General features: G+C 47.7%; 19 protein-coding genes. 9 read left to right on the forward strand and 10 right to left on the reverse strand.

Features of this window, described 5'->3' with window-relative positions; genetic code table 11:
- Positions 1-28 precede the first annotated feature (28 nt).
- Positions 29-193: a hypothetical protein gene (locus ACPEPR_RS08705; protein WP_155757083.1), complete on the forward strand. Its 165-nt coding sequence runs from the start codon at positions 29-31 to the stop codon at positions 191-193.
- An 85-nt stretch (positions 194-278) separates the two neighbouring features.
- Here the strand turns inward: ACPEPR_RS08705 and ACPEPR_RS08710 are convergent, their stop codons facing one another.
- From ACPEPR_RS08710 to plsB, 8 genes are all read right to left on the reverse strand, one after another.
- Complete coding sequence (locus ACPEPR_RS08710) at positions 279-641, reverse strand: NirD/YgiW/YdeI family stress tolerance protein (RefSeq protein WP_104473116.1); 363 nt, start codon at positions 639-641, stop codon at positions 279-281.
- Positions 642-857: 216 nt separating this feature from the next.
- Positions 858-2,096 carry a mechanosensitive ion channel family protein gene (locus tag ACPEPR_RS08715; protein WP_016658089.1) on the reverse strand — a complete coding sequence of 413 codons (1,239 nt, stop codon included), beginning with the start codon at positions 2,094-2,096 and terminating at the stop codon, positions 858-860.
- 178 nt (positions 2,097-2,274) lie between these two features.
- Positions 2,275-2,808, reverse strand: coding sequence for a DUF2058 domain-containing protein (locus ACPEPR_RS08720; protein ID WP_016658090.1), 534 nt, complete (start codon positions 2,806-2,808; stop codon positions 2,275-2,277).
- Positions 2,809-2,823: 15 nt separating this feature from the next.
- A complete protein-coding gene (locus tag ACPEPR_RS08725; protein ID WP_005178167.1) occupies positions 2,824-3,498 on the reverse strand; it encodes a YoaK family protein in 675 nt (224 codons plus the stop codon).
- A 35-nt stretch (positions 3,499-3,533) separates the two neighbouring features.
- Positions 3,534-4,727, reverse strand: a complete 1,194-nt coding sequence (sstT, locus tag ACPEPR_RS08730) for a serine/threonine transporter SstT (RefSeq protein WP_423562310.1) — start codon at positions 4,725-4,727, stop codon at positions 3,534-3,536.
- A gap of 231 nt (positions 4,728-4,958) precedes the next feature.
- A complete protein-coding gene (locus ACPEPR_RS08735) occupies positions 4,959-6,683 on the reverse strand; it encodes a SulP family inorganic anion transporter (RefSeq protein WP_104494982.1) in 1,725 nt (574 codons plus the stop codon).
- 73 nt (positions 6,684-6,756) lie between these two features.
- Positions 6,757-7,074 (reverse strand): ArsR/SmtB family transcription factor, encoded by a 318-nt coding sequence (locus ACPEPR_RS08740; protein WP_005178157.1) that lies wholly within the window; start codon positions 7,072-7,074, stop codon positions 6,757-6,759.
- Between the two features lie 161 nt (positions 7,075-7,235).
- Entirely contained in the window at positions 7,236-9,731 is a 2,496-nt protein-coding gene (plsB, locus tag ACPEPR_RS08745; protein ID WP_160241283.1) for a glycerol-3-phosphate 1-O-acyltransferase PlsB, read from the reverse strand.
- Between the two features lie 298 nt (positions 9,732-10,029).
- On the opposite strand from plsB, the gene cysK reads away from it, so the two are divergent.
- Positions 10,030-11,028 (forward strand): cysteine synthase A, encoded by a 999-nt coding sequence (cysK, locus tag ACPEPR_RS08750; protein WP_016658093.1) that lies wholly within the window; start codon positions 10,030-10,032, stop codon positions 11,026-11,028.
- 54 nt (positions 11,029-11,082) lie between these two features.
- On the opposite strand, the gene ACPEPR_RS08755 is transcribed toward cysK, so the two are convergent.
- Both ACPEPR_RS08755 and ACPEPR_RS08760 read right to left on the reverse strand, forming a co-directional pair.
- Entirely contained in the window at positions 11,083-12,090 is a 1,008-nt protein-coding gene (locus tag ACPEPR_RS08755; protein ID WP_423562311.1) for an ABC transporter substrate-binding protein, read from the reverse strand.
- Between the two features lie 2 nt (positions 12,091-12,092).
- A complete protein-coding gene (locus tag ACPEPR_RS08760; protein ID WP_005178149.1) occupies positions 12,093-12,680 on the reverse strand; it encodes an ANTAR domain-containing response regulator in 588 nt (195 codons plus the stop codon).
- Between the two features lie 444 nt (positions 12,681-13,124).
- Here ACPEPR_RS08760 and ACPEPR_RS08765 point away from each other — a divergent pair, with 444 nt between their 5' ends.
- The 7 genes from ACPEPR_RS08765 (at position 13,125) to ACPEPR_RS08795 (ending at position 23,894) form a co-directional block, all read left to right on the forward strand.
- Positions 13,125-14,465 (forward strand): MFS transporter, encoded by a 1,341-nt coding sequence (locus tag ACPEPR_RS08765; RefSeq protein WP_005178146.1) that lies wholly within the window; start codon positions 13,125-13,127, stop codon positions 14,463-14,465.
- Between the two features lie 31 nt (positions 14,466-14,496).
- Positions 14,497-17,043 carry a nitrite reductase large subunit NirB gene (nirB, locus tag ACPEPR_RS08770; protein ID WP_016658097.1) on the forward strand — a complete coding sequence of 849 codons (2,547 nt, stop codon included), beginning with the start codon at positions 14,497-14,499 and terminating at the stop codon, positions 17,041-17,043.
- A gap of 93 nt (positions 17,044-17,136) precedes the next feature.
- The gene (gene nirD, locus ACPEPR_RS08775) at positions 17,137-18,747 is read left to right on the forward strand and encodes a nitrite reductase small subunit NirD (protein ID WP_423562312.1); all 1,611 of its coding nucleotides are present in this window, start codon (positions 17,137-17,139) and stop codon (positions 18,745-18,747) included.
- 274 nt (positions 18,748-19,021) lie between these two features.
- Entirely contained in the window at positions 19,022-21,799 is a 2,778-nt protein-coding gene (locus ACPEPR_RS08780; protein ID WP_423562313.1) for a molybdopterin-dependent oxidoreductase, read from the forward strand.
- A complete protein-coding gene (gene mobA, locus ACPEPR_RS08785; RefSeq protein WP_423562314.1) occupies positions 21,796-22,425 on the forward strand; it encodes a molybdenum cofactor guanylyltransferase in 630 nt (209 codons plus the stop codon). Before ACPEPR_RS08780 ends, mobA begins: the two co-directional genes overlap by 4 nt.
- Before the next feature lie 177 nt (positions 22,426-22,602).
- Positions 22,603-23,640: a GTP 3',8-cyclase MoaA gene (gene moaA / locus ACPEPR_RS08790; RefSeq protein ID WP_423562315.1), complete on the forward strand. Its 1,038-nt coding sequence runs from the start codon at positions 22,603-22,605 to the stop codon at positions 23,638-23,640.
- 2 nt (positions 23,641-23,642) lie between these two features.
- The gene (locus tag ACPEPR_RS08795; protein ID WP_075166591.1) at positions 23,643-23,894 is read left to right on the forward strand and encodes a MoaD/ThiS family protein; all 252 of its coding nucleotides are present in this window, start codon (positions 23,643-23,645) and stop codon (positions 23,892-23,894) included.
- Positions 23,895-23,896: the final 2 nt, after the last annotated feature.

The following is a 23,896-nucleotide window of genomic DNA, read 5'->3' on the forward strand; positions in this document are numbered from 1 at the left end:
CACAATGTCCTTTTGAGCAAGCAGATTGATGATCATCATTGGTATCGGCCATGCGGCTTGTACAGACGAAGAGCATGTTCTATTCAATGCGCTACTGATCACGATTACTGCTTGCGAGATAAACAACAGATTTATTGCCAAGAATACCCAGTTTAAAAGAAAAGTAAAACTTTTCAGGGCGGTGCTGCTTTAAAATCAGGCAGATAAATAAGGCTTTGCAGTTGAAAGAAACCTCATATTTTTTTGCGAGCTTCGATCAGAAAATATCTGCCTGAGACTTACAGAATTTCAATCTCGACTACATCAATATCGGTTGGTTTATAACGGTGTGTATCCACTTCACCGACCACCCGGACTTTTTTACCCGGATTCAGCAATTGCGCCGGTGTCGCCAGATCATGATCAATTTCGACATGGATGATGCCGGTCTGATCCTGAAGCTGGTACATATCATCTTTAATATGTTTATGAATAGTGCCATACACCGTAACTGGTGTTTCATCTGCGGCTTTCAGTGCCTGCGCAGTGGTCATAATATTTTTTGCTGCTTGCGCAATAATTTTCTGGTCATCATCCGCAAAGGCAGGAGCTGAAAGTGCAAGCAGAACACTGGCGAAGATTAACGGCATTTTAATTTTCATGCAGGATGTACCTCTTTCTTTTATAAGCTTAATTTCAGTATACGTATCAGTATACGTAAAAACAGCGTGCTGCAATGCTGTGTCATTGTAAACATCAGCGGGCAGTGTTTAGGTAAGAAAGAACAGGGAAATGAGTCTGATACATTCGAAAGGGAAGATGAAAAAGAAAACCCACCAAGCGGTGGGTTCTCATGTGTTTAGTTTCAGTCTAAAAACTTAAGATGCTTTAAACGACTCTTTAAAATCGGTTCCAGATGGCGCCTGATACACTTGTAAACCAAACTCCGGAATAATTGCCAGTAAATGATCCATAATATCTGACTGGATATTTTCATACTCTTTCCAGACCGTGGTATTGGTAAAGGCATAAATCTCCAGTGGTAAGCCTTCGCTGGTCGGTTGCAGCTGACGCACCATCAGGGACTGGTTTTTACTAATGCCCGGATGCTGCTGAAGATAAAACTCAACATAAGCACGGAACGTTCCCAGATTGGTCAGACGACGATGATTGTACTGGGCATGGTTGTTCAGTTGCTGGTTAAATTTCTCCAGTTCTTCCGCTTTGGTATTTAAATACTGATCCAGCAAAATAAACTCTTTCAGCTTGGCCTGTTCTTCAGCGCTCATGAAATGCACGCTGCTCTGATCAATATGAATCGAGCGTTTAATTCGGCGTGCACCGGCTTCCTGCATACCGCGCCAGTTTTTAAAGGTGTCGGTAATTAATTTATTGGTCGGAATGGTGGTAATGGTCTTGTCAAAGTTCTGTACTGTGACGGTATGTAATGACATATCAATGACATCACCATCGGCATTTAAAGATGGCATTTCAATCCAGTCCCCTAAACGCACCATGTCATAAGAGGCAATCTGTACTGAAGCCACCAGCGATAAAATCGTATTCTGGAACACCAGCATCAGCACCGCGGCCATGGCACCAAAACCGGCCAGCAAGGTGAATACATCTTTTTTCAGGAAGGTGCCCAGAATCATCAGACCGCAGACAATAAAGATAATCAGCTTGACCAGCTGCAAATAGCCTTTGATTGGTTTATTGCGTGACTTGGGATTGCGCTGGTAAATCAGGTTAAAGATATTCAGCAATTCGCCAATGGCCAGGGCGATGGTCAGGAAGATAAAGGCCTGAGCACCCATCTGTACAAAGGTGATGGCTTTATCGGACAAATGCGGAACGGTGGTAATCCCGTTCATGATTACAATCGCCGGCACAATATTGGCAATACGGCGGATGACGCTGTGTTCGGCAATAATTTCATTGTGGGCAAAAGGAAGTTTGGAAATAAGCTTGCGAATGCCACGTACCACCACCTGCTTGGCAATAAAATTGGCAATAATTGCCAATAAAATCACAATACTGAGAGATGATAGCATTTCTAGCCATGGGTATTGATCTATCCAGTCTTGCAGATTCTGGATGACGTCAAACTGTTCCAAGTGATCCTCGCTTAATTCATTTTAAAAATGTGATAGAGTTTAAAGGTTTATGTTTAAATTTATAACCTCTAATAAAATTTTTATACATATCCTGTGCATCTGCTTACGTTTAATCGGCTCTGAATCACATGAAACGGCCCATAAAAAAACCGGCCCAAGCCGGTTTGCTTTGTAGTGCTTACCACATCAGGTCATCTGGAATGACATAAGCAGCATACGGATCTTCTTCATCGGTGGTATCCGCGTTGCTTTGTGAATTATTCACCAGAATAAAGCCTTCCATTTTCTGGTTAATACGCTCCGCCAACGCTTTTGGCAAGAAGGCATAAGCTTCATTTTCCTTGGCAATCACCAGACTTCCGGCCACCAGTGCATTATAAATCTGCTGGTTGATGTAGACTTTTTTAATGGTGCCATCAATAAACTGATACACGCTGTCGCCATCGGTGTCGCGGATTTTATGCTGGTTGATCATTTGCATGATGGCAGCTTTCAGCTCTTTTTCCTGTAAGGCGGCTTTTTTCTCTTGTTCCAGCGCCTGATCACGGGCCATTTTCTGCTGTTTGTCCTGCTCGATTTTGGCTTTGACTTCAGCATCTTTACTCACACCTGTGCGCTGCTCATGTACTGCCTGTTTAGACAGTTTTTTAGCCTTTTTATTATCGACTAAACCTGCTTTGAGTAACTGTGCCTGTAATGCATTTTTGACCATGAGAAAATGTCCGAACTATTTCTGAAAATGTCGATAACGAAAATAAATCACCCAGTACACCAGACTTAAGCTAAAACTTAAAGCTACCGGCACCAGGAAAGAGTTTAATTGTAATAAAGGATAAACCGCTGTCGCAACCAGACCGCCAATAAAGAAGCCAATTAAAATCAGCAGGTGCAAAATCACCCGGCGTTTGCCAACATGCAGGCCACGCACGCGATAGCCCAAGGCCAGACCCAAATCGGTCAATACCCCGGATAAATGCGTGGTCCGGATGATGGTGCCTTTGTAATAGCTGATCATGGCGTTTTGAACGCCCATCGCTACACAGGCCCAGAGCAATGCATAACGCGGGAAATACGGCAGTAAAATCCAGCACAGCAGAATAAAAATAGCCACTAAACTCAGCGGCAGCCCATAACGGCGTCCGAGGAGAAAGTGGCTATTTCCCAAGATAAGTCCACTATAAAATGAACCAATCACATAACAGACAACGACCAGAAACAGATAAATTACCTGTGACCATTGCCAGTCCAAAAGTGCCATTGCCAGCATGCTGACATTACCGGTCATGTGGGAAACGGACTGGTGCAACACAGTCACCAGTCCTAGAACATTAATGATTCCTGCATTCACAGAAAGAAAAAATGCACCCAGCTGAACCCAGAGCGGTAATTTTTGAAATGGCATAATTCATTGATTAATCAACAGACGTAGTGCATATATTAACGCAAACTACGATCAACTGCGGCAGTAAATAATACATCGGTAGATGAGTTTAGTGCAGTTTCAGTTGAATCTTGCAACACGCTAATCACCATACCAATGGCCACCACTTGCATGGCGATGTCCGATGAAATTCCGAACAGACCACACGCCACCGGAATCAGCAGCAATGAACCGCCGGCCACACCTGATGCACCACAAGCCGAAACTGTTGCGACCACGGATAAAATCAGCATGGTGCTAAAGTCAACCTGAATACCTAAAGTATTCACCGCCGCCAGTGACAGCACAGTAATGGTTACAGAAGCACCAGCCATGTTAATCGCAGCACCCAACGGAATAGCAACACTGGCAGTCGATTCCTGTACCCCTAAACGCTTGGCCAAATCCAGGTTTACCGGAATGTTAGCGGCAGAGCTACGGGTAAAGAAGGCGGTAATACCACTTTCACGTAAACATTTGAATACCAGTGGATATGGATTGGAACGAGTGACAAAGCCCACCATCATCGGGTTAATCACCAGCGCCACGAAAATCATGGTACCAATCAGCACAGTTAATAATTGCGTATAGCTAACCAGTGTACTCATACCCGATTCGGCAAAAGTCACCGCCACCAGACCGAAAATACCAAACGGCGCAAAGTTAATGACCAGACGGATTACTTTATTCACAGCATCTGCAGCATCGGTCAGGAAGGCTTTGGTATTGTCAGTTGCATGACGGAAGGCCACACCTAGAGCCACGGCCCAGGCCAGAATACCAATAAAGTTGGCTTCACTAATTGCTGTTACCGGGTTAGCCACAAAACTTAATAGCAGATTCATTAAAATCTCAGCCAGACTGCCCGGTGGTTGCATGTCGGTATTGGCCGGAATATCCAGGAACAGCGTGCTTGGGAACAGGCTGCTGGCAATTACTGCAGCCAGCGCAGCCAGGAACATACCTGCGGCATACATCAGCATAATCGGGCGGATATGCGCACTATGGCCAACCTTGAAATTGGCAATAGAGGATAACACCAGGACAAACACCAGAATCGGTGCCACGGATTTAAGCGCTTTAATGAATAAATCGCCGAGCAGGCTTAAGTAGGGCGCAAATTGTGGAAAAGCCACCGCAACTATCACACCTAAAATGATAGCGATCAGAATTCGAGTGACTAAGCTCAAGCGCAGAAATGCTGAGAACATAGGAAGGCCTTGTCTGAATTACGGACAATATAGGGAAAAATTAGCGATGTATTTTATACCGAAAATTTAAATAGCTTACAAAAAAAAATTCATATAAAAATCAAATGGCTGTTTTTAAATAGAATATTCGAAAAATTAAGCTATGCAAAAGTCATGATTTTTTCATGTTTTTATGCTTATGCCTGCTTTTTAGGGCGAATAATTGCCTGAAAAGCAGACAGGATCGGCATCTTAGGTGATGTCCGGACTCAGCTCGCGAATGGCCTGATAATGGGTCAGGAAAATTTTACCGCTTAAATGATTCAGTAATTTAGAGCGTTGCAGTTTGTCCATGACCGGGCCTTTAACTTCGGAAAAATGCAGCTGGATATTCAGTTTTCTCAGTTCATTGTCCAGATCTTCCAGCATTTCCAGCGCACTTAAATCAATGGCACTAATACTGGAACCGTTAATTACCACATGCTCCAGTTCCGGTTTCTGGCTGACTGCATTAATCAGGAAACCTTTTAAGGTATTGGAGTTTAAAAAGGTCAGGTCTTCATCAATCCGGATCGACAGCACTTTGGCCGAGGTGATGACCTGATGACGCTGGATATTACGGAAATGCTGGGTGCCTTCGACCAGTCCAATTTCGGCAATATGCGGCCGGCTAATACGCCACAGCAGCAGAATAAAGGTTGAAACAATCCCGATAATCAGCCCGGTAGAAATATCAATAAATAACACGCCGAAGAAGGTAATCCACATCGCCAGACCATCAGCCTTGGAATAACGCCAAGTGTCGATAAACGGTTTTAGCTCGACCAGTTTCCAGATTGACACAATAATGGTCGCTGCCAGTACAGTCAGTGGCAGATCACGGAAAAAGCCGGTGAAATACAGACTGACCAGCACAATAAACAAAGATGACAGCACGCCAGCCATGGAGGTTTTGGCACCGGCATCGGCATTGACCACGGTACGTGAGAGGCTGCCGGTCACCGGAAAGGCTGAACTGAGGCCGGCCCCAATATTGGCTGCACCCAGGGCAATGAGTTCCTGATTGCTATTCAGCTGGCTACGCTGCTGCAAGGCGGTGGCCTGGGCAATGGATAATGACTCCACAAAGCTGATCATGGCAATCATGGCGGCGCCGGGTAACAGTTGCAGTACCAGCTCCAGATTCCAGAACGGCATCGACAGCGCCGGGAAACCGGAAGGAATTTCACCGACAGTTTTAATGCCGACCTGTTGCAGATTGAAAAAATAGACCAGGGCAATGGAGACCACCACCAGCACCAGCGGTAAAGATTTAATGATAAACCCGCTGGCTCCGAGGCGCTGTTTGACTGCTTCCAGATTAAAAAACTTCGGCATGAAGACCAAAAACAGAATGGATGCGATACCAAAGATCAGGCTTTCCCAATGCATCAGGCCGATATATTCAAAGACACTCAGCACAAATTCTGGAATATTGTTGGCTTGTAACGGCACATTAAACAGAAACTTTAACTGGCCCAGTGCAATCAGCAGTGCCGAAGCAATAATAAAGCTTTTAATAACCGGATGGCTGATCAGCTGGATCAGGAAGCCAAAGCGCAGCATACCGAGCAATAGGGAAATGACCCCAACCATCAGCGCCAGCAGACAGGCGGCTTGAATATACACCGGAGAGCCGACTTCAAATAAGGGATTTAAAGTGGCAAAGGTCATCATGGAGATGATGGCCACCGGGCCAATCGAAAGCGTAGGACTGCTGCCGAAAAAGGCATAGATGATCATCGGCAGTACACTGGCATACAGTCCCATCACCGGTGGAAGACCAGCCAGCATGGCATAAGCCATACCTTGCGGCACCAGCATCGCAATGACAATTAGCGAGGCCAGCAGGTCAGATTTCAGGGTCACGGTATTATAATGTTTTAACCATTGCCAGGCGGGTAAGCGATTGAGCAGGCGTGACTTAAAATCTGACATATAAAAATCTAAATCATAAATTTAGATATATTATGCATAAAAAATGCTAAGAAATCTGCCTATGCAAAATTTATTAAAGTGGGGTAGCCGGGCAATACAGTCGATAGAGCGTGCTGAGAACTTCAACCAGTTTCGGATCTTTAATGGTGTAATAAATCTGTTTACCGTCTCGGCGGGTGTTCACCACATCACTTTTACGCAACATCATCAGCTGTTGCGACAGGGTCGGCTGGCGAATTTGAGTAATTTCCTCAATTTGCGATACATTCAACTCTTGTTGGGAAAGATGGCAAAGAATCAATAGACGGTCGGTATTGGCAAGCGATTTTAAAATCGTTACGACAGTTTCAGCAGAATCACGCATTACGTCTATTTCAAGACCATCACTCATAGTTAATTTCTCTAAAACACGTTGCTGCTAGTATAGAGCGAGTCGGGGCAAAGCGCTGAATAAAAGCGCCAAAACCCCATTGTTTTTTGTGAAAAAATATATCAAATTAACTGATAAGATCGTGTGATTAGTATCACAATAATATCTGAGAATCTGATACTTTATTTTTTACTATACTCTTTAAACTGTTTGATTTCTTTCTCAGAGAACAGCAGCTTATCTGCAATCTGCTGTTGCAGCTCAGGGGCATACCAGCCCAGATAATCTGATATTTCTGTATCAAATTGTGGTTTCAGTTGTAACTGCTGACCTTGCATCTCCAGCAGTCCAAGCTGTTGTAAACTGCCCATAAAGCTCTTTAACGTGGCACTGTCGAAGTAATAACCGCTGTTTAAATTGCCTGACTCTGCCAGCCGTTTAAATACGGTTTTGGCCATTTTTTCCAGCGCTTTTAAATCTAACTGATACGGCTCGGCGTATTCCTGCAATAATTGGCTAATCAACACAAAGTTGTTCAGGCTGCTGCGTGCCAGCGTTGCCAGACTATGCATTGGATGTGTTGCTTGGAGTTCAAGCAGCTGAATGTTCTCCGACACGTCAATCCAGCCCAGTTGCTGCATGCTGCCAAGAATACGGTCAATCTGCGCAGGAAGTTCTGTGGCTGACCATTTTAAAAACAGTTCCGATTTCAGGAATGGATATAAGCGGCTGACATGCTGCTTAAGCTGCGCTGTGGTGATCGCCGGCATATCCTGCACGAGCAGGGCAATCAGCGCCGGTAAGCTTAAGCAGTGCAGAATATTATTACTAAAGTAGCTGAGTAAAATACGCTGACTTTCGGCCACACGAATCCAGGTCTGGTTATCCTGCTGATAATGCTCGACCTGTTTCAGCTTCAGCGCATATTCAATAATTTCTGGTGCCGACAGCTGGGTGATAATCATCCGATCATCATAATGGGTGGCTTTAAGCAGCTCACGATACTGTTCAATTTGGCGCAGTAAATCATCCTGGCTTAAGGCATGTTGCGGTGCATTCAGCAAGATGGTGGAAATCAGCGAAATCGGGTTAATCACCACCGCTTTATTGATATTTTCCAGAATTTCCCGTGCTGCCTGATCAACCGTGTTGATGACTGGACGTGGCAATTCATCATGAATTGAAAGCTGGATCTGATCGGCCTGATTCTGTTGCAGAATATTGTCCAGAAACACCGGTTCGCCGAAGTTGACATAGACCTGGCCAAATACTTTTTCAATTTTCCGCGCCGAGTTCAAAATGCCCCATAACGATTCAGCTTCTTTGGGCTTGCCATTCAGCTCATTTAAATAAGAGGTACCTTCCATCAGCTTTTCATAGCCAAAATAGGTCGGAATAAAGGCAATCGGTTTGGTGGCACCGCGTAAATGGCTTTGCACCGTCATCGACAGCATGCCTTTTTTCGGTGGCAGCAATAAGCCGGTACGGGAACGGCCACCTTCAATAAAATATTCCAGCGGGGTATTGCGTGACAGCAGGCTGTGCAGATATTCCTTAAATACCGATGTATATAGTGCATTACCACTAAAGGTACGGCGAATAAAATAGGCACCGCCACCACGTAAAATTTGCCCAACCACCGGTAAATTCAGGTTAATGCCGGCAGCAATATGCGGCACCATCAGGCCACGGTTAAAAATCACATAGGACAGCAGCAGATAGTCAATATGACTGCGATGACACGGCGTATAGACAATTTCATAGTCTTTGGCCAGTTCACGCACGGTATCGAAATGATGCACTTCAATCCCGTCATAGAGCTGGGTCCAGAGTTTGGTCAGTGCCAGCTCGGCAAAGCGTAAAGTCGAATAGGAAAAGTCCGATACAATTTCGGTCAGATAGCTTTTGGCACGGTTTTCTGCCTCAAACATGCTGACTTTTTTATCAATACTTTCTTTACGAATCGCCTGTTGCACCGCCTCGGTTTTCATTAGTTTATTGATCAGGTTGCGGCGGTCGGACAGGTCAGGGCCTAAAATGGCTTCTTTATATTGGTTAAAGTTCTGGTCCAGGGTTTGCACCACAAAATGCGCCGGAGAAAAGTTCGGGCGCTCGGTCTGCGCGGTTTCCAGCAAAGCTCTTAACGATACCGGCTTGTGAAATTCAATATAGTTTTCACGGCCATATAAGGAAATATTCAGGGTTTGTTTCAGCTTGTTCGGTTTGGCCCAGGCATCGGCAAACAGGGCTTTAAACCAGGAATCTTCATATTCCGGCGCACGCCCCCAGAGCACAGTTACCGGTACTAGCTGCACATCCTGATCCGGATGCTGCTGCAAGGCCTCAATTAGACGAATCAGGCGGGCTGAATAATGATAGCTGTCATGCGGATGATCCTGCTCATTCAGTGCCAGCATCGAGTTATCTTCATTGTACTGGCCTAAAATCAGTGGTGAAAACACCGAAGGCAGGCCACGCGCTTGCGCTTCTTTATCAATCAGTACAGTATTACTTAAAGAGGCATCTTGCAGTACATAGCAGATACGGGTATGTAGCTGATTCTGCGCCAGATTCTGTTCCAGTTCGCTGGTGCTGCCCAGGACTTGCGGGGTCACAATCTTATCTAGAATTTTTTGCGTCAGGTTACGATAAATTCGGCTGTAACTCTTGTTAGACATTGCATTCCCTAAATATTTTCATGGGCCGGATGGGCTGTTTTTACAGTAGAACCTGAGGCCGGTGGGCTGACACGGTCGTCAGTCAAGATCAAAATTGAACTAAGTTTACAGCGATTTATAGGCTGGACTGAATAGATTTCATGGGGTGATCACCTAATTTAACGAAAAACTGGCCGTATTTGTGTGAAACTTATTCAGTTTTTATTGTAACCAATCTTAGAGAAATCGAATTTTAAAATTTAAAGAAGCCTGTATGATAGAAGGTGAGGTAAATGAAAAAAGACTTAAGGAAAACATGATGACAACAGATACAGCTTTTACCGCCCCGGACAATTTGGGGATTGCGGTTTATGCCAACAATGCCGAAGCCATTGGCAATACGCCACTGGTGCGCATTAATCGTGTCATTGGCGGGGGAGCCAATGTATTTGCCAAAGTGGAAAGCCGTAATCCGGCATTTTCCGTCAAGTGCCGGATTGGTGCGGCAATGGTGGCCGATGCAGAACAGCGTGGCGCGCTTAAAGCTGGCATGCATATTGTTGAGCCAACCAGCGGCAACACCGGTATTGCGCTGGCTTTTGTAGCAGCAGCCAAAGGTTATCCGATTACTTTAACCATGCCGGCCAGCATGAGTATTGAACGCCGTAAAGTATTAAAAGCGCTGGGCGCCAATCTGGTATTGACCGAACCAGCCAAAGGCATGAAAGGCGCGATTGAAGAAGCCGAGCGTTTGGTGGCGGAGCAACCGGATGTCTATTTTATGCCGCAGCAGTTTGAAAACCCGGCCAACCCGGACATTCATGAAAAAACCACTGGGGTTGAAATCTGGCAGGCGACTGGCGGTCAGGTCGATATTCTGGTTGCCGGCGTGGGCACAGGCGGTACGCTTACCGGTATTTCGCGTTATTTCGAAAAAGTGCAGAACCAGCCGTTGTATTCGGTGGCGGTTGAGCCGGCAGAATCAGCCATTATTGGTCAGGCCAAACGTGGTGAAGCGATTAGCCCGGCACCACACAAAATTCAGGGTATTGGCGCCAACTTTATTCCTAAAAACCTCGATTTAGACCTGGTTGATGAAGTCATTGCCATTCCAAGCCAGGAAGCAATTGATTTTGCGCGTAAGACAGCAACCCAGGAAGGCATTCTGGTTGGAATTTCCAGTGGTGCCGCAATGGCGGCTGCGGCACAGCTGGCTGCACGTCCGGAAAATGCCGGTAAAAATATTGTGGTGATTTTGCCAGATGGTGGCGAGCGCTATTTATCTTCAGTGCTGTTTGAAGATATTTCTGCCGACTAAGTCTGTCGACTGCAAAAATAGCCATAAAAAAGCTCGCCATCGTTGCGGGCTTTTTTATTCGGCGTGACCTGAGGGTAGCGGATAAATACAGCGTTGACTGACCGCAGTACTCTCCACCTCGGGCACATCCAGCGCATCCCATTTCAACATTTGTTCGGTGAGCCAGACAAAATCCTGCGCTTGCGGCTGGGCTGACGATTCATCCACCAAACTGCGAATAATATTCTGAATAAAATAATAGCGTTCGACATGGACCTGTGCGGAACAAGGAAACTGGATGATGCCGGCCTCATTTAGCATTTGCCAGACTGCTTGTACATCTTCCAGCTGGTGCAATTCGGCTTGCGCGCACTGAATGGCAGAGGTCATGGCATTTAAGGTATTCGGATGCTGGGCGGCCCATTCTGCGGTTACCGCCAGCACTTTATCGGCCACTTGCGGAATAACCTGCTGACCCGAGAGCAATATTTTAGAATAGCCCTGTAATTCGGCCTGGGTATTCCAGGGTTCGCCAACACAAAAGCCATCAATCTGCTGCTGGGAAATCGCTTCGACCATATATGGCGGTGGCAGCGTACTGAGCTGAATATTTTTCGCCAGGATCGGGTCGGCCAAGGCCAGCCATTCTCTTAAACAGTAATGATGAATCGAGGTGTGAAACACATGCGCCAGTTGTATCGGGCGTTGCTGATGGGCATTTATCAGTTTTGTGGCGATGTGTGCGGCATCATCTTCCGACTGGATGCCCAGTTCAAAACACAGCGATTGACTCAGGCTAATATAGGCCTGATTGGTACTTAGCACCAGCGGCGTTTGCAGCGGAATCCCCAGTTGGTCGGTGCCGAGCGCCGCCGCCGGTAACATGGCCGACAGGCAATGCGCGGCATCCATAAAACCAAAGGCCAGCCGGTCTCTTAAACTGGCCCAGGAAGGTTCTTTTAATAGTTCGACATTGAGGCCGGCATCGGCAAAAAAGCCACGCTGTTTGGCCCATAAAATGGCGACGCAGTCGAGCAAAGGAATATAGCCAATCTGAAGTTCGGTTTTTTCTAAGTTATGCATGGCTAATCCTTAAATTGGTTTTGCAGGAGTTGCTGGGCATCGAGCAGGCGCCGTGCCATTTCACCAATGGTCATCCGGTGGCTCATGGCATTTTTGCGTAGCAGGCCAAAAGCATCTTCTTCGCTTAAGGCATGCATCTGCATCAGCAAGACCTTGGCTTTTTCGACATCTTTACGGTCGGCCAGTTTGCCTTTGGTTTCTTCCAGATCGTGCAGCAGCTTTTTGTGTTTTTTAAACTGCTCGATGGAAATTTCCAGAATGCTGTCCAGCTTGGCCGGATCAATCCCATCGACAATATAGGCAGTAACACCGGCATCAATGGCATTTTTGATGGTGTCTTTGTGGCTGTTTTTGGTGAACAGCACGGTCGGTAAATCAAACTGGCTGACGCAGCTTTCAATAATGTCCCGATGCGGATGGTCCATATCCAGCAGAATTACATCGGCATGCAATTGCTGTAAATGGAACATATTGGAATGATTGATAATTAAACAGGCAACCACCTCAAATTCATGCTGAATCAAGGAGGCTTTGATGAACTCTGCGCGCTCGAGATCATCATCAATTAACGCGATTTTCAGTTTTGGCATGCAACTCTCAATAGAGTCTGTACAACGAGTGCTTTTAATAATGCAAAGATGGTGCCAAACCCAAATTTATTGAAATAAAACCTTTAAAATCAAAAATTAAATCTGAACTTAACAGGAAGATGCACTTGCATGAAACAAAACGCACCAAGATAAGGCAGGGGACTTCAAAAAATAAAACAGGAGGCTGCCAGAACCGTAAAATTGGGATGCCACTCGCATCTGAATACCTTCACCCAGCATAGATAACCCTCAAAACCCAATAAAAAACAGCAAGCTACTGAGTCTTTCTAAAAAGTTGGCACGCTATCTGCATTATTCCAGCTGAGTCAAAGAAGACTCCCAAAATTTGAAAGACGGCCAACGACGTCCGCTCTGTTCGAATCTGTTATGCAGCTATCCGTATAGCAGGTTAACCCACACGTTCAGTTCAGGTAGGAGATGGTCATGTCTTCAAATTTGCAAGCGAATAAAGCGACAAAAATAAGTCTATTTAACTTTAAAACTTCAGCGATGAGAGCCTTCCATATGAGTTGGCTCGCATTTTTTGTCTGTTTCTTTGCCTGGTTTGCCTGCGCACCGTTAATGCCAGTCATTGCCGGCGAGTTCAACCTAACCAAAGATCAGATCGCCAATATCAATATTGCCGCGGTGGCCATCACCATTCTGGTCCGCTTAATTGTCGGGCCGCTGTGTGATAAATACGGCCCGCGCAAAACCTATACCGCCTTGTTAATTATCGGCAGTATTCCGGTGTTTGGGGTGGCGGCTTCCAACAGTTATGAATCTTTCCTGTTTTTCCGTTTGCTGATTGGCGCCATTGGTGCCAGCTTCGTGATTACCCAATATCACACCAGCATCATGTTTGCACCGAATGTGGTGGGAACCGCCAATGCCACTACGGCAGGCTGGGGCAATGCCGGCGGTGGTGCGACCCAGGCACTGATGCCTTTGCTGTTATCTGCCTTGGTCATGTTTGGGGTCGAGCAGGCCATGGGCTGGCGTATTGCCTTGCTGGTACCGGGCATCATGATGATTATTGTCGGCATCCTGTACTGGAAACTGACTCAGGACTGTACCCAAGGCAACTTTAAAGAGTTACGCGAACAGGGCATTCAGGTCGGCAGCGACAAAAAAGGCGGTATGGCGATTCTGCTGCATGCTGCACGTAACTACCGCGTCTGGATTTTATTTGGTGCCTATGCTGCCTGTTTCGGGATTGAAATCTTTATTCACAACATTGTGGCGATGTATTACGTCGAACACTTTAGCTTTGGCCTGAAAGAAGCCGGTATGGCGGCGGGCATCTTCGGTTTGCTGGCCCTGTTTGCCCGTGCATTGGGCGGCATTGTCTCTGACAAGGTAGCACTAAAAAGCGGTCTGGATGGGCGTACCAAAGTGCTGTTTGCCATGATTTTAATGGAAGGCTTGTTCCTGATTCTGTTCTCGCAAATGAACAGCGCCATGCTGGCCATTTTAGTCATGACCATTTTTGCCCTGTTTACCCACATGGCCTGCGGCGCGACCTATGCACTGGTGCCATTTATTGACCGCGATGCACTGGGCGGCGTGGCCGGCATTATTGGGGCTGGTGGGAACGTCGGCGCAGTCGCCGCAGGCTTCCTGTTAAAAGGCGTACTGGATATTCAGACCTGCCTGATGGTTCTGGGCGGACTGGTGGTAATTGCCGCAAGTTTTGTCCTGATGATTCGCTTCTCGGTGGAGCACAAAGAAAAAGAACAACGCCTGTTCGAACAGGCCATTGTTGAACGCAATAACGCAGCCTAAGCCAACACAGAATATTATTGAGGAGAACTGTATGAAACTTGTCATGATTGGCCACGGTATGGTCGGCCACAAATTTATTGAATCGGTTTTGGAAACTGCGGGCGATGAGGTTGAAATCACCATTTTGGCAGAAGAACCGCGTTTGGCTTATGACCGCGTACATTTAACCGAATACTTCACCGGCAAGTCTGCCAAAGACTTAAGCTTATGCCGCAGTGACTTCGCCGATGCCTATGGCATTGATCTGCGCCTCAATACCAAAGCCACGGCTATTGACCCGGTACATAAACTGGTCACCACCAATCAGGGTGATGTGATTGCCTATGACAAACTGGTACTGGCGACGGGCTCTTATGCCTTTGTGCCACCTATTCCGGGCAATGACCGTGAAAACTGCTTTGTTTACCGCACTATTGAAGATCTGGATGCAATTAAAGCCGCTAGTCTGAATGCCAAATCTGGTGTCGTGATTGGTGGCGGTTTACTTGGTCTGGAAGCAGCCAAAGCCTTAAAAGACCTAAATCTGGAAACCCATGTAGTCGAGTTTGCGCCGCGTCTGATGGCGGTGCAGGTTGATGACCTGGGCGGTAAGGTGCTGCGCAGCAAAATTGAAGATCTGGGCGTGAAAGTCCATACCCAGAAAGCCACCTCCTCAATTGAAGATGGCGCGTCGGCCAAGCATGTGATGAAGTTTGGTGATGGCGCTGAACTGGAAACCGATATCATCCTGTTTTCTGCCGGGATTCGTCCACGTGATGAACTGGCGCGCCAAAGCGGACTCAGCATTGGCGAGCGCGGCGGGATTGTGATTAATGATTACTGTCAGACTTCCAATCCGGATATTTATGCGATTGGGGAATGTGCGCTGTGGCAAAACAAGATTTACGGTCTGGTCGCACCGGGCTATGACATGGCTCGAATTGCCGCCAAGCATGTGATGCAGCAAAACCCGAACTGCTTTGCTGGCGCCGACATGAGCACTAAATTAAAGCTGATGGGTGTGGATGTGGCATCTATTGGTGATGCACATGCCATGACTCCAAATTCACTCAGCTATTTTTATGCCGATGAAGATGCGCTGATCTACAAGAAAATTGTGGTTAATGCGGAAAAAAACCGATTGCTGGGTGCGGTGCTGGTTGGCTGTGCCAAAGAATATAACGATCTACTGCAAATGATGCTGAATGGTCTGGCAGTTCCAGAACAGCCAGAAAGCCTGATCATGCCGGGCTTTGCCGAGTCAGGTGCCAAAGCCGGTGGCAGCGGTGTCGATTTGCTGCCAGACAGCGCCACCATCTGTTCCTGTAATAACGTGTCTAAAGCCGATATCTGCCAGGCGATTGAAGCCGGTTCAACTTCACTCGGTGCACTGAAGAAATGTACCCAGGCCGCAACTGCTTGTGGGGGCTGTGCACCTTTAGTGACTCAGGTATTAAAAGCCGAATTGCAGCGTCAAGGGGTGACGGTCAATAACCATCTTTGTGAACACTTTGCCTATTCGCGTCAGGAGCTGTATCACCTGGTGCGTGTGAACGAGATCAAGACTTTTGAAGATTTAATCCAGCAACATGGTCACGGTCTGGGCTGTGATATCTGTAAACCAACTGTGGCCAATATTCTGGCCTCCTGCTGGAATGACTTTGTGCTAAAACCAAGTCATGCCGGCCTGCAAGATAGCAATGACTACTATCTGGGCAATATCCAGAAAGATGGTTCTTATTCGGTGGTCCCACGAATGGCCGGTGGTGAAGTGACTCCAGATGGCCTGATTGCCATTGGCCAGATTGCCAAGGAATACGGCCTGTACACCAAACTGACCGGTGGTCAGCGCGTGGATATGTTTGGGGCGCAGGTACATCAGTTACCGGAAATCTGGCAAAAACTGATTGATGCCGGTTTTGAATCGGGTCATGCCTACGGCAAGTCACTGCGTACCGTGAAATCTTGCGTGGGTAGCACCTGGTGCCGTTATGGCGTGGATGATTCAGTTGGCTTGGCGATTTTCCTGGAAAACCGTTACAAAGGCCTGCGTTCTCCGCACAAATTGAAAATGGCGGTATCTGGCTGTACCCGTGAATGTGCCGAAGCACAAAGTAAAGACGTGGGCGTGATTGCCACTGAAAAAGGCTGGAACCTGTATGTTTGCGGTAACGGTGGCATGAAACCGCGTCATGCCGAGCTGCTGGCTTCCGATCTGGATACCAGTACCTTAATCAAATACATCGACCGCTTCTTTATGTTCTACATTCAAACCGCAGACCGTTTACAACGTACTTCGGTTTGGCGCGACAACCTGGAGGGCGGGCTGGATTATCTGAAAGACGTGATTGTGCACGATTCCTTAGGTCTGGCCGAAGAACTAGAACGCCGCATGCAGCATGTGGTGGGTACTTATCAGGATGAATGGCGTACCGCGATTGAAGATCCGGAAGTACGTAAACGCTTTAAAACCTTTATCAATGCCAAAGCCGAGCAGCAGCACGATCCGCACATCCAGTTTGCCACCGAACGTGGGCAGATTCGCCCGAAAACGGCGGCCGAGCGTGATGAAAGCCGGATTCCGGTGATGCAGGCATAACCTTCAAGATCAAGACACATCTTCTGAAGCAAATCCGCCAGAAAAACCAAATGAGATATGCAGCAGAAGATGCCAAAGTACAGGATAACGATGATGACAATTTTAAAAGATATGAATGAACTGGATTGGGTAGAGGTCTGTCATCTGGAGGAGATTACCCCACATACCGGCGTGGCAGCCTTGGTGGAAGGCCAGCAGATTGCAATTTTCCGTGTGGGGCAGGAACAGCGTGTTTATGCCCTGAGTAATCAGGACCCGTTTAGCGGCGCCAATGTGATGTCGCGCGGTATTCTGGGTGATTTGCAAGGTGAGCGTGTGGTGGCATCACCAATCTATAAACAGCATTTCAGTCTGGCCACCGGCCGCTGTCTGGAAGATAAAGACCAGAAATTACTGGTGTTTCCAAGCAAAATTGAACAGGGCCGGGTTTTTGTCAGTCCGACCGCACAAAAAACCTATATCACCAATAATGGCGTGCAACAGGAAAAAATGAAGCTGGTGCTGGTGGGTAATGGTCTGGCGGGCATGCGCTGTCTGGAAGATTTGCTGGATATGGCACCTGATCGTTACGAGATTACCGTGATTGGCGAAGAACCGTGGGGCAACTACAACCGGATTATGCTGTCCCCGGTCTTGGCCGGTGATAAAACGGTGGACGATATCATGCTGCATCCGCATGCCTGGTATGCCGAAAAAGGTATTCAGCTGATTGCCGGTGATGCTGCGGTGAAAATTGATCGTCCACGCAAGCAAGTCTTCACCCAGTCGGGGCAGGTGGTGAATTATGACCGGCTGATTTTAGCCACTGGCTCGCAGCCCTTTATTCCACCAATTCCGGGCACAGAGCTGGACGGTGTGCTCAGCTTCCGCGATATCTATGATGTGAACCGGATGCTGGAATATTGCGAACAGAAACGAAATGCTGTGGTTATTGGGGGTGGTTTACTTGGACTTGAAGCGGCCTATGGTTTGAAACAGCGTGGCATGAACGTTACCGTGCTGCATCTGATGGACCGTATTATGGATCGTCAGCTGGATAGCAAAGCCAGCCTGATGCTGAAAAACAGTATTGAAGAAAAAGGTATTCGTATCCTGACCGAAGCCAATACCGAAATGCTGCTTGGTGAAAATGGCCATGTCACACAAGTCCGGCTAAAAGATGGCACGCTGCTCGATGCCGATCTGGTGGTGTTTGCGGTAGGAATCCGTCCGAATATTGCACTGGCGCAAAGTGCCGGCCTGCGCTGTCAGCGTGGGGTGCTGGTCAATGACACCATGCAAAGTTATGACCCGAGTATTTATGCAGTCGGTGAGTGTATCGAACATCGTGGTCAAACTTTTGGTCTGGTAGAGCCGCTGTGGGGACAGGCCTTCATCTGCGCCTCGCATTTGGCAGAACACGGCAGCCTGACTTTTAAAGCACCTACTATTCCGACCCAGCTCAAAGTCAGTGGTTGTGATGTGTTCTCGGCCGGTAATTTTGAACCGGAAGATGATTTTGAAGACATTGTCCTGAATGATGAAAAACGTCAGATTTATAAACGCATCATCATCCAGAAAGACAAAGTCATTGGTGCAGTACTGTTTGGTGATACCGAGGATGGTGCATGGTATGCCGAGCTGATTGTAGATCAGACACCAATCACTTCGATTCGGAATAAACTGCTATTTGGTCGGGATTTTGCATTAAAGAAAGCAGGGTAATTAGATCTCTGTAATTAGTACTTCATAAGAAGGATGTCATAGCCTCAAATGGAGTGCTAAAACAACTGTTTACGTGTAGGCACTCCCTTACTTTTGAAAGATCAAAAGTAACAAAAATCTTAGATTCCCATACATTACGTCCTGTAATGATGGGAATCGGTGGCATCCATGCCACCTCACGATAGTGAATGCTTACACAAATTTCGTATTTCAAATAAAGCCAAGATAAAAATCGGAATTACGTGAATTTAGATAATTAAGGAGCACAGCAGCAATGAATAGTATCCCAGTGGTGGAACTGCATAGCTCCACAGAATTAAAAACGATGACTACGCAAACCACCTGTCCTTATTGTGGGGTTGGTTGTGGGGTTAAGGCCCATGTCAGCCATTCACCACAGGGCGTGCAGGTGAAAGTCGAAGGCGATGTGCAGCATCCGGCCAACTTTGGCAAACTGTGTATTAAAGGCAGCAATCTGGCCGATACCTTGGGGTTAGAGACACGGGTATTAACCCCAATGCTGGGCCGTAAGGACAACCGTCAGCCAACAGACTGGCAGACTGCCACCACCGAAATTGCGCAAAAATTCCAGCATTGTATTGAGCAATATGGCCCGGAAAGTATTGCTTTTTATGTTTCGGGGCAATTGCTGACCGAAGACTATTATGTGGTCAATAAATTTGTCAAAGGTTATTTGGGCACGGCTAATATTGATACCAACTCGCGGCTGTGTATGTCTTCTGCGGTGGCGGCGCATAAACGGGCCTTTGGCGAAGATCTGGTGCCTGCCAGCTATACAGATTTTGAACAGACAGAGATGGTGGTGCTGGTCGGTTCCAATACCGCCTGGTGCCATCCGGTTCTGTATCAGCGCATGATGCAGGCCAAAGAACAGCGCAATCTGTTTGTGGTGGTGGTCGACCCACGCTTTACCGCGACCTGTGAAGCGGCCGATTTACATTTGCCGATTATGCTCGGGCAAGATGTGGCGCTGTTTAACGGCTTGCTGCAGTACTTACAGCAAAACGGTCATCAGGACCACAATTTTACCGCTGCCTATACCGAAGGCTTGCAGCAGGCGTTAGAAGCCAGCGCCGCGGAGCAGCAGCTGGAAAATGTGGCAGCGCGTACCGGGATTTCTGCCGAGAAATTACAGCTGTTTTTTGAAAAGTTTGCCCAGACTGACAAAGTCATGACCTTGTTTTCGATGGGGGTCAATCAGTCTTCACAAGGGGTCAATAAAGCCAACAGTATTATCAATTGCCATCTGTTAACAGGCAAAATTGGCAAGCCGGGCGCAGCACCGTTTTCCATGACCGGACAACCGAATGCCATGGGTGGCCGTGAAGTGGGGGGACTGGCCAATATGCTGGCGGCACATCTGGATCTGGATCAGCGGGCCCATCAGCAGCTGGTACAGCAGTTCTGGGACAGCCCCAAAATTGCCTCTCAAGCCGGGTTAAAAGCGGTCGATCTGTTTGAAGCGGTAGAAGCCGGGAAAATCAAGGCACTGTGGATTATGGCCACCAATCCGGTGGTGAGTTTACCCAATGCCGATCAGGTCAAACGCGCCTTGGCGCAATGTGATTTTGTGGTGGTGTCGGATATCTGTCAGGATACCGATAGCACTGCCTATGCCGATGTTTTATTACCAGCTTTGGGCTGGGGCGAAAAAGAAGGCAGTGTTACCAATTCCGAACGGCGCATTTCCAGACAGCGTGCCTTTTTGCCCGTACCGGGTCAGGCCAAGGCCGACTGGTGGGCGATCAGTCAGATGGCCAAGGCCATGGGCTTTCGCGGTTTCGATTATCAGCATGTGCATGAGATTTTTCTGGAACATGCGGCTTTATCGGCCTGTGAAAATGGTCCGGTGACACAGCGTCAGGACTATCCGCTATTTCGCTACTTTAATTTAAGCAGTCTGAGCCAGCTAAGCCTGCAACAGTATGAACAGCTGCAGCCGTTGCAATGGCCAGTATTAACGCCTCAGCAGAATCCACCGGTGGAACAGCTGTTTACCCAGGGACAGTTTAGCTTTCCAAATGGCAAAGCCCGTTTTATTGCCACTCAGGCCATCGACCCGGTACATGGCGCTTGTGAAGATTATCCTCTCATTCTGAATACCGGCCGGATTCGTGACCAGTGGCACACCATGAGCCGTACCGGTTTATCGGCCAATTTAAGCACTCACAAAGCTGAGCCCTATTGTGAAATTCACCCCAATGATGCGCTGAAATATGGCCTGAAAGATGGGGAGCTGGTGGAGCTGAAATCCCGCTGGGGCAGTTGTGTACTGCGGGTTGAAGTTTCGACTGGTATTCGCCGTGGTCAGCTGTTTGCGCCCATTCACTGGAATGATCAGGTCGCTTCCGATGCGCGAATTGGAAAAGTGGTCAATCCGGTGGTGGATGCCATTTCCGGCGAACCCGAATTTAAACATACCCCGGTTAGCATCCAGCCATTTTATACCGACTGGCAGGGCGTGCTGTATATTCGCCACGGTCATGAAGCGGCAGTTCAGGCCACTTTGGCGCAGGTAGCGTGGTGGAGCAAGATTCAGACCGCCAAAGCGGTGCGTTATGAACTGGCCGACCGGAAAAAATTTAAACATACCGCCGCACAGATTAAACAGCTGCTGCAGCTGGAAGATAGCCGCTTTGAATGGCTGCAGCTGGAAGATCCATCGGCATTCATCAGCCATAGTGTGGTGTTACAGGACGGGATTTTAATTGCCAGCCTGTATATTGCGCCCAACGCTTTATTGCCCGATCGGGACTGGGTTGCCAGCCTGTTTAAACGTGAGCGTTTAAGTGCCACGCATCGCAAAGCCTTGCTGGCCGGACAGGCGATGTCGGTACAGAACAATGAAGGACCGCTGGTATGTAGCTGCTTTAAAGTTGGCAAAAACCGCATTATCCAGACCATTCGGGAGCAGCAGTTAAGCCATGAAAAACAGATCACGGCCTGTTTAAAAGCTGGCGGCAATTGTGGCTCATGTTTACCGGAAATCCGTGGGCTGATTAAAGCCTGTCAGATGGAGGAAATGCCATGAATCGCAACTCCGCCATCATGCAGGCCGATTATCCTGTGACCGATCTGGTCATTCTGGCGGGCGGACAAGCCCGCCGCATGAATGGCATGAACAAGCTGCTGCAAAAGTTTGATGATGACATCCAGCTGCTCAAAATCCAGCGGCGCTTTAAAACAGAAATTCAGCAATTGTGGATCAATAGCCATCGCGATCGTTCTATTTACGCTAGATTGCTGCCGCATCTGCAGTGTTATCATGATGATGAAGGCGGTTTTCTAGGCCCGTTGATGGGCATGAAAAGCGCCTGGGGCCATGTGCAGGCCGACTATGTGCTGTTTGTTCCCTGTGATGTGACCTATATTCCGCCCGATGTGCTGCCACGGTTGCATCAGCGTCTGGCCAGACAGCCGCAGGCCGACGTGGCCTATGTCATGATGAACGGACAGGTGCTGTATCCATTTTGTCTGATGAAACGCAGCAGTTTGCCCACACTTCGCGCGCATCTTGCACAACATCAGCGCAGTTTAAAGCACTGTTTCGCAGAAATGCATGCTCAGGTGGCAAAATTTAAAAATCGTGCGCTATTTTTTCACAGTATTAACTCGCTGGATGAACTGCAACAGTATCGTCAGCTGAAATTTCTTTAAAAATCATCTCATTTCTTCGCTTCTAGCATGTGCTGGGCAGAATTTAAACACTCTCTTTATCAAAAGCTCAAAGTTGGAACATTAATTGCAAATTCAAGCCTAAAGCGCGGCATGTGATCCGTGCAAACCTATTGCCTATTGCACAGCCATGAAGCAATTGCCCAGAGGATAACAGGCGTGATCAATCCCCAGATTCCCGTGAGACCCGCATATTTTCAGGATCAGTTTGGCCGGAGCAAACGCAAACTGCGGATTTCTGTGACCGATCGCTGCAATTTTAAATGTGTCTACTGCATGCCTGAACATCCTGAATGGATGAAGAAACATCAGCTGCTGAGTTTTGAAGCCTTGCTGCAGTTTTGCCAGTTGATGGTTGAGCAGGGGATTCAATATATCCGGATTACCGGCGGTGAACCGTTGATGCGTCAGGGGGTGGTGCATTTTATCCGGGATTTACAGCCGCTACGCCAATTGGGGCTGGCGAGAATTTCCATGACCACAAATGGCCATTATTTAAGCCGCTATGCGCAGGAATTAAAACAGGCCGGTCTGGATGATTTAAATATCAGCCTCGACAGTTTAGATCCGCAGCAGTTTTTTACGCTAACCCAAAAACAGTTAAAGCCGGTACTTGACGGGATTCAGGCCGCCCAGCAGGCGCATTTGCCTGTCAAACTAAATAGCGTGCTCATTAAAGGCATTAATGACGACCAGATGGTGCCGCTTTTGCAGTGGAGCAAAGCCGAGCAGATTCCGCTGCGTTTTATTGAATTTATGCCGCTGGATGGTGATGGACGCTGGAGCGCCGCGCATGTAGTGACCGAACAGGAAATTTTGCAGCGTTTAAGCCAGCATTTTCCGGTCGAAGCCATCCACAGCCAAGGCGCGAATCCGGCACGGGAATATCGGGTCGATGGCCACCCGGTAGGGATTATTTCCACCATCAGCCATGCCTTTTGCGGCCAGTGTGACCGGTTGCGTTTAAGCGCCCAGGGTGAACTGTATAACTGTCTGTTTGCCGAACAGCCTGTACCCTTAAAAGCATTGATTGAACAGCTGCAGACTCACATGGCGCCCGCGGCACGTGAGCAGTTACTGCAGCAATTACAAAGCTATATCTGGCAGAAAAAAGCCGGCTTTCATGCTATTCATTCTCAAGCCACAACCACTGCCGGGAGCGCCCGGAAAATCAGCATGTATATGATTGGAGGTTAAGTATGCACGATATCCTGATTCAGATTGAAGCCTTTGGCGCTGTAAAACAGGCGCTGCCAGAAACCATTCAGATGCAGTGTCTGCCCGGTACCGCCATTGCGGACTTGTTGCTGCAGTTAAACCACAGTTATCCGGCGGCGGCAGCTCTGGTCGAGCGGTGTGCCTGCGCGATTGGTGAAGATATTGTGCCACGCCAGCAGACTTTGCAGCACAGTACCACGCTGGTGCTGTTGTCACCGGTGGCAGGAGGTTAAAC

Source organism: Acinetobacter sp. AND/436 (assembly GCF_049546925.1).
Classification (GTDB): domain Bacteria; phylum Pseudomonadota; class Gammaproteobacteria; order Pseudomonadales; family Moraxellaceae; genus Acinetobacter; species Acinetobacter indicus.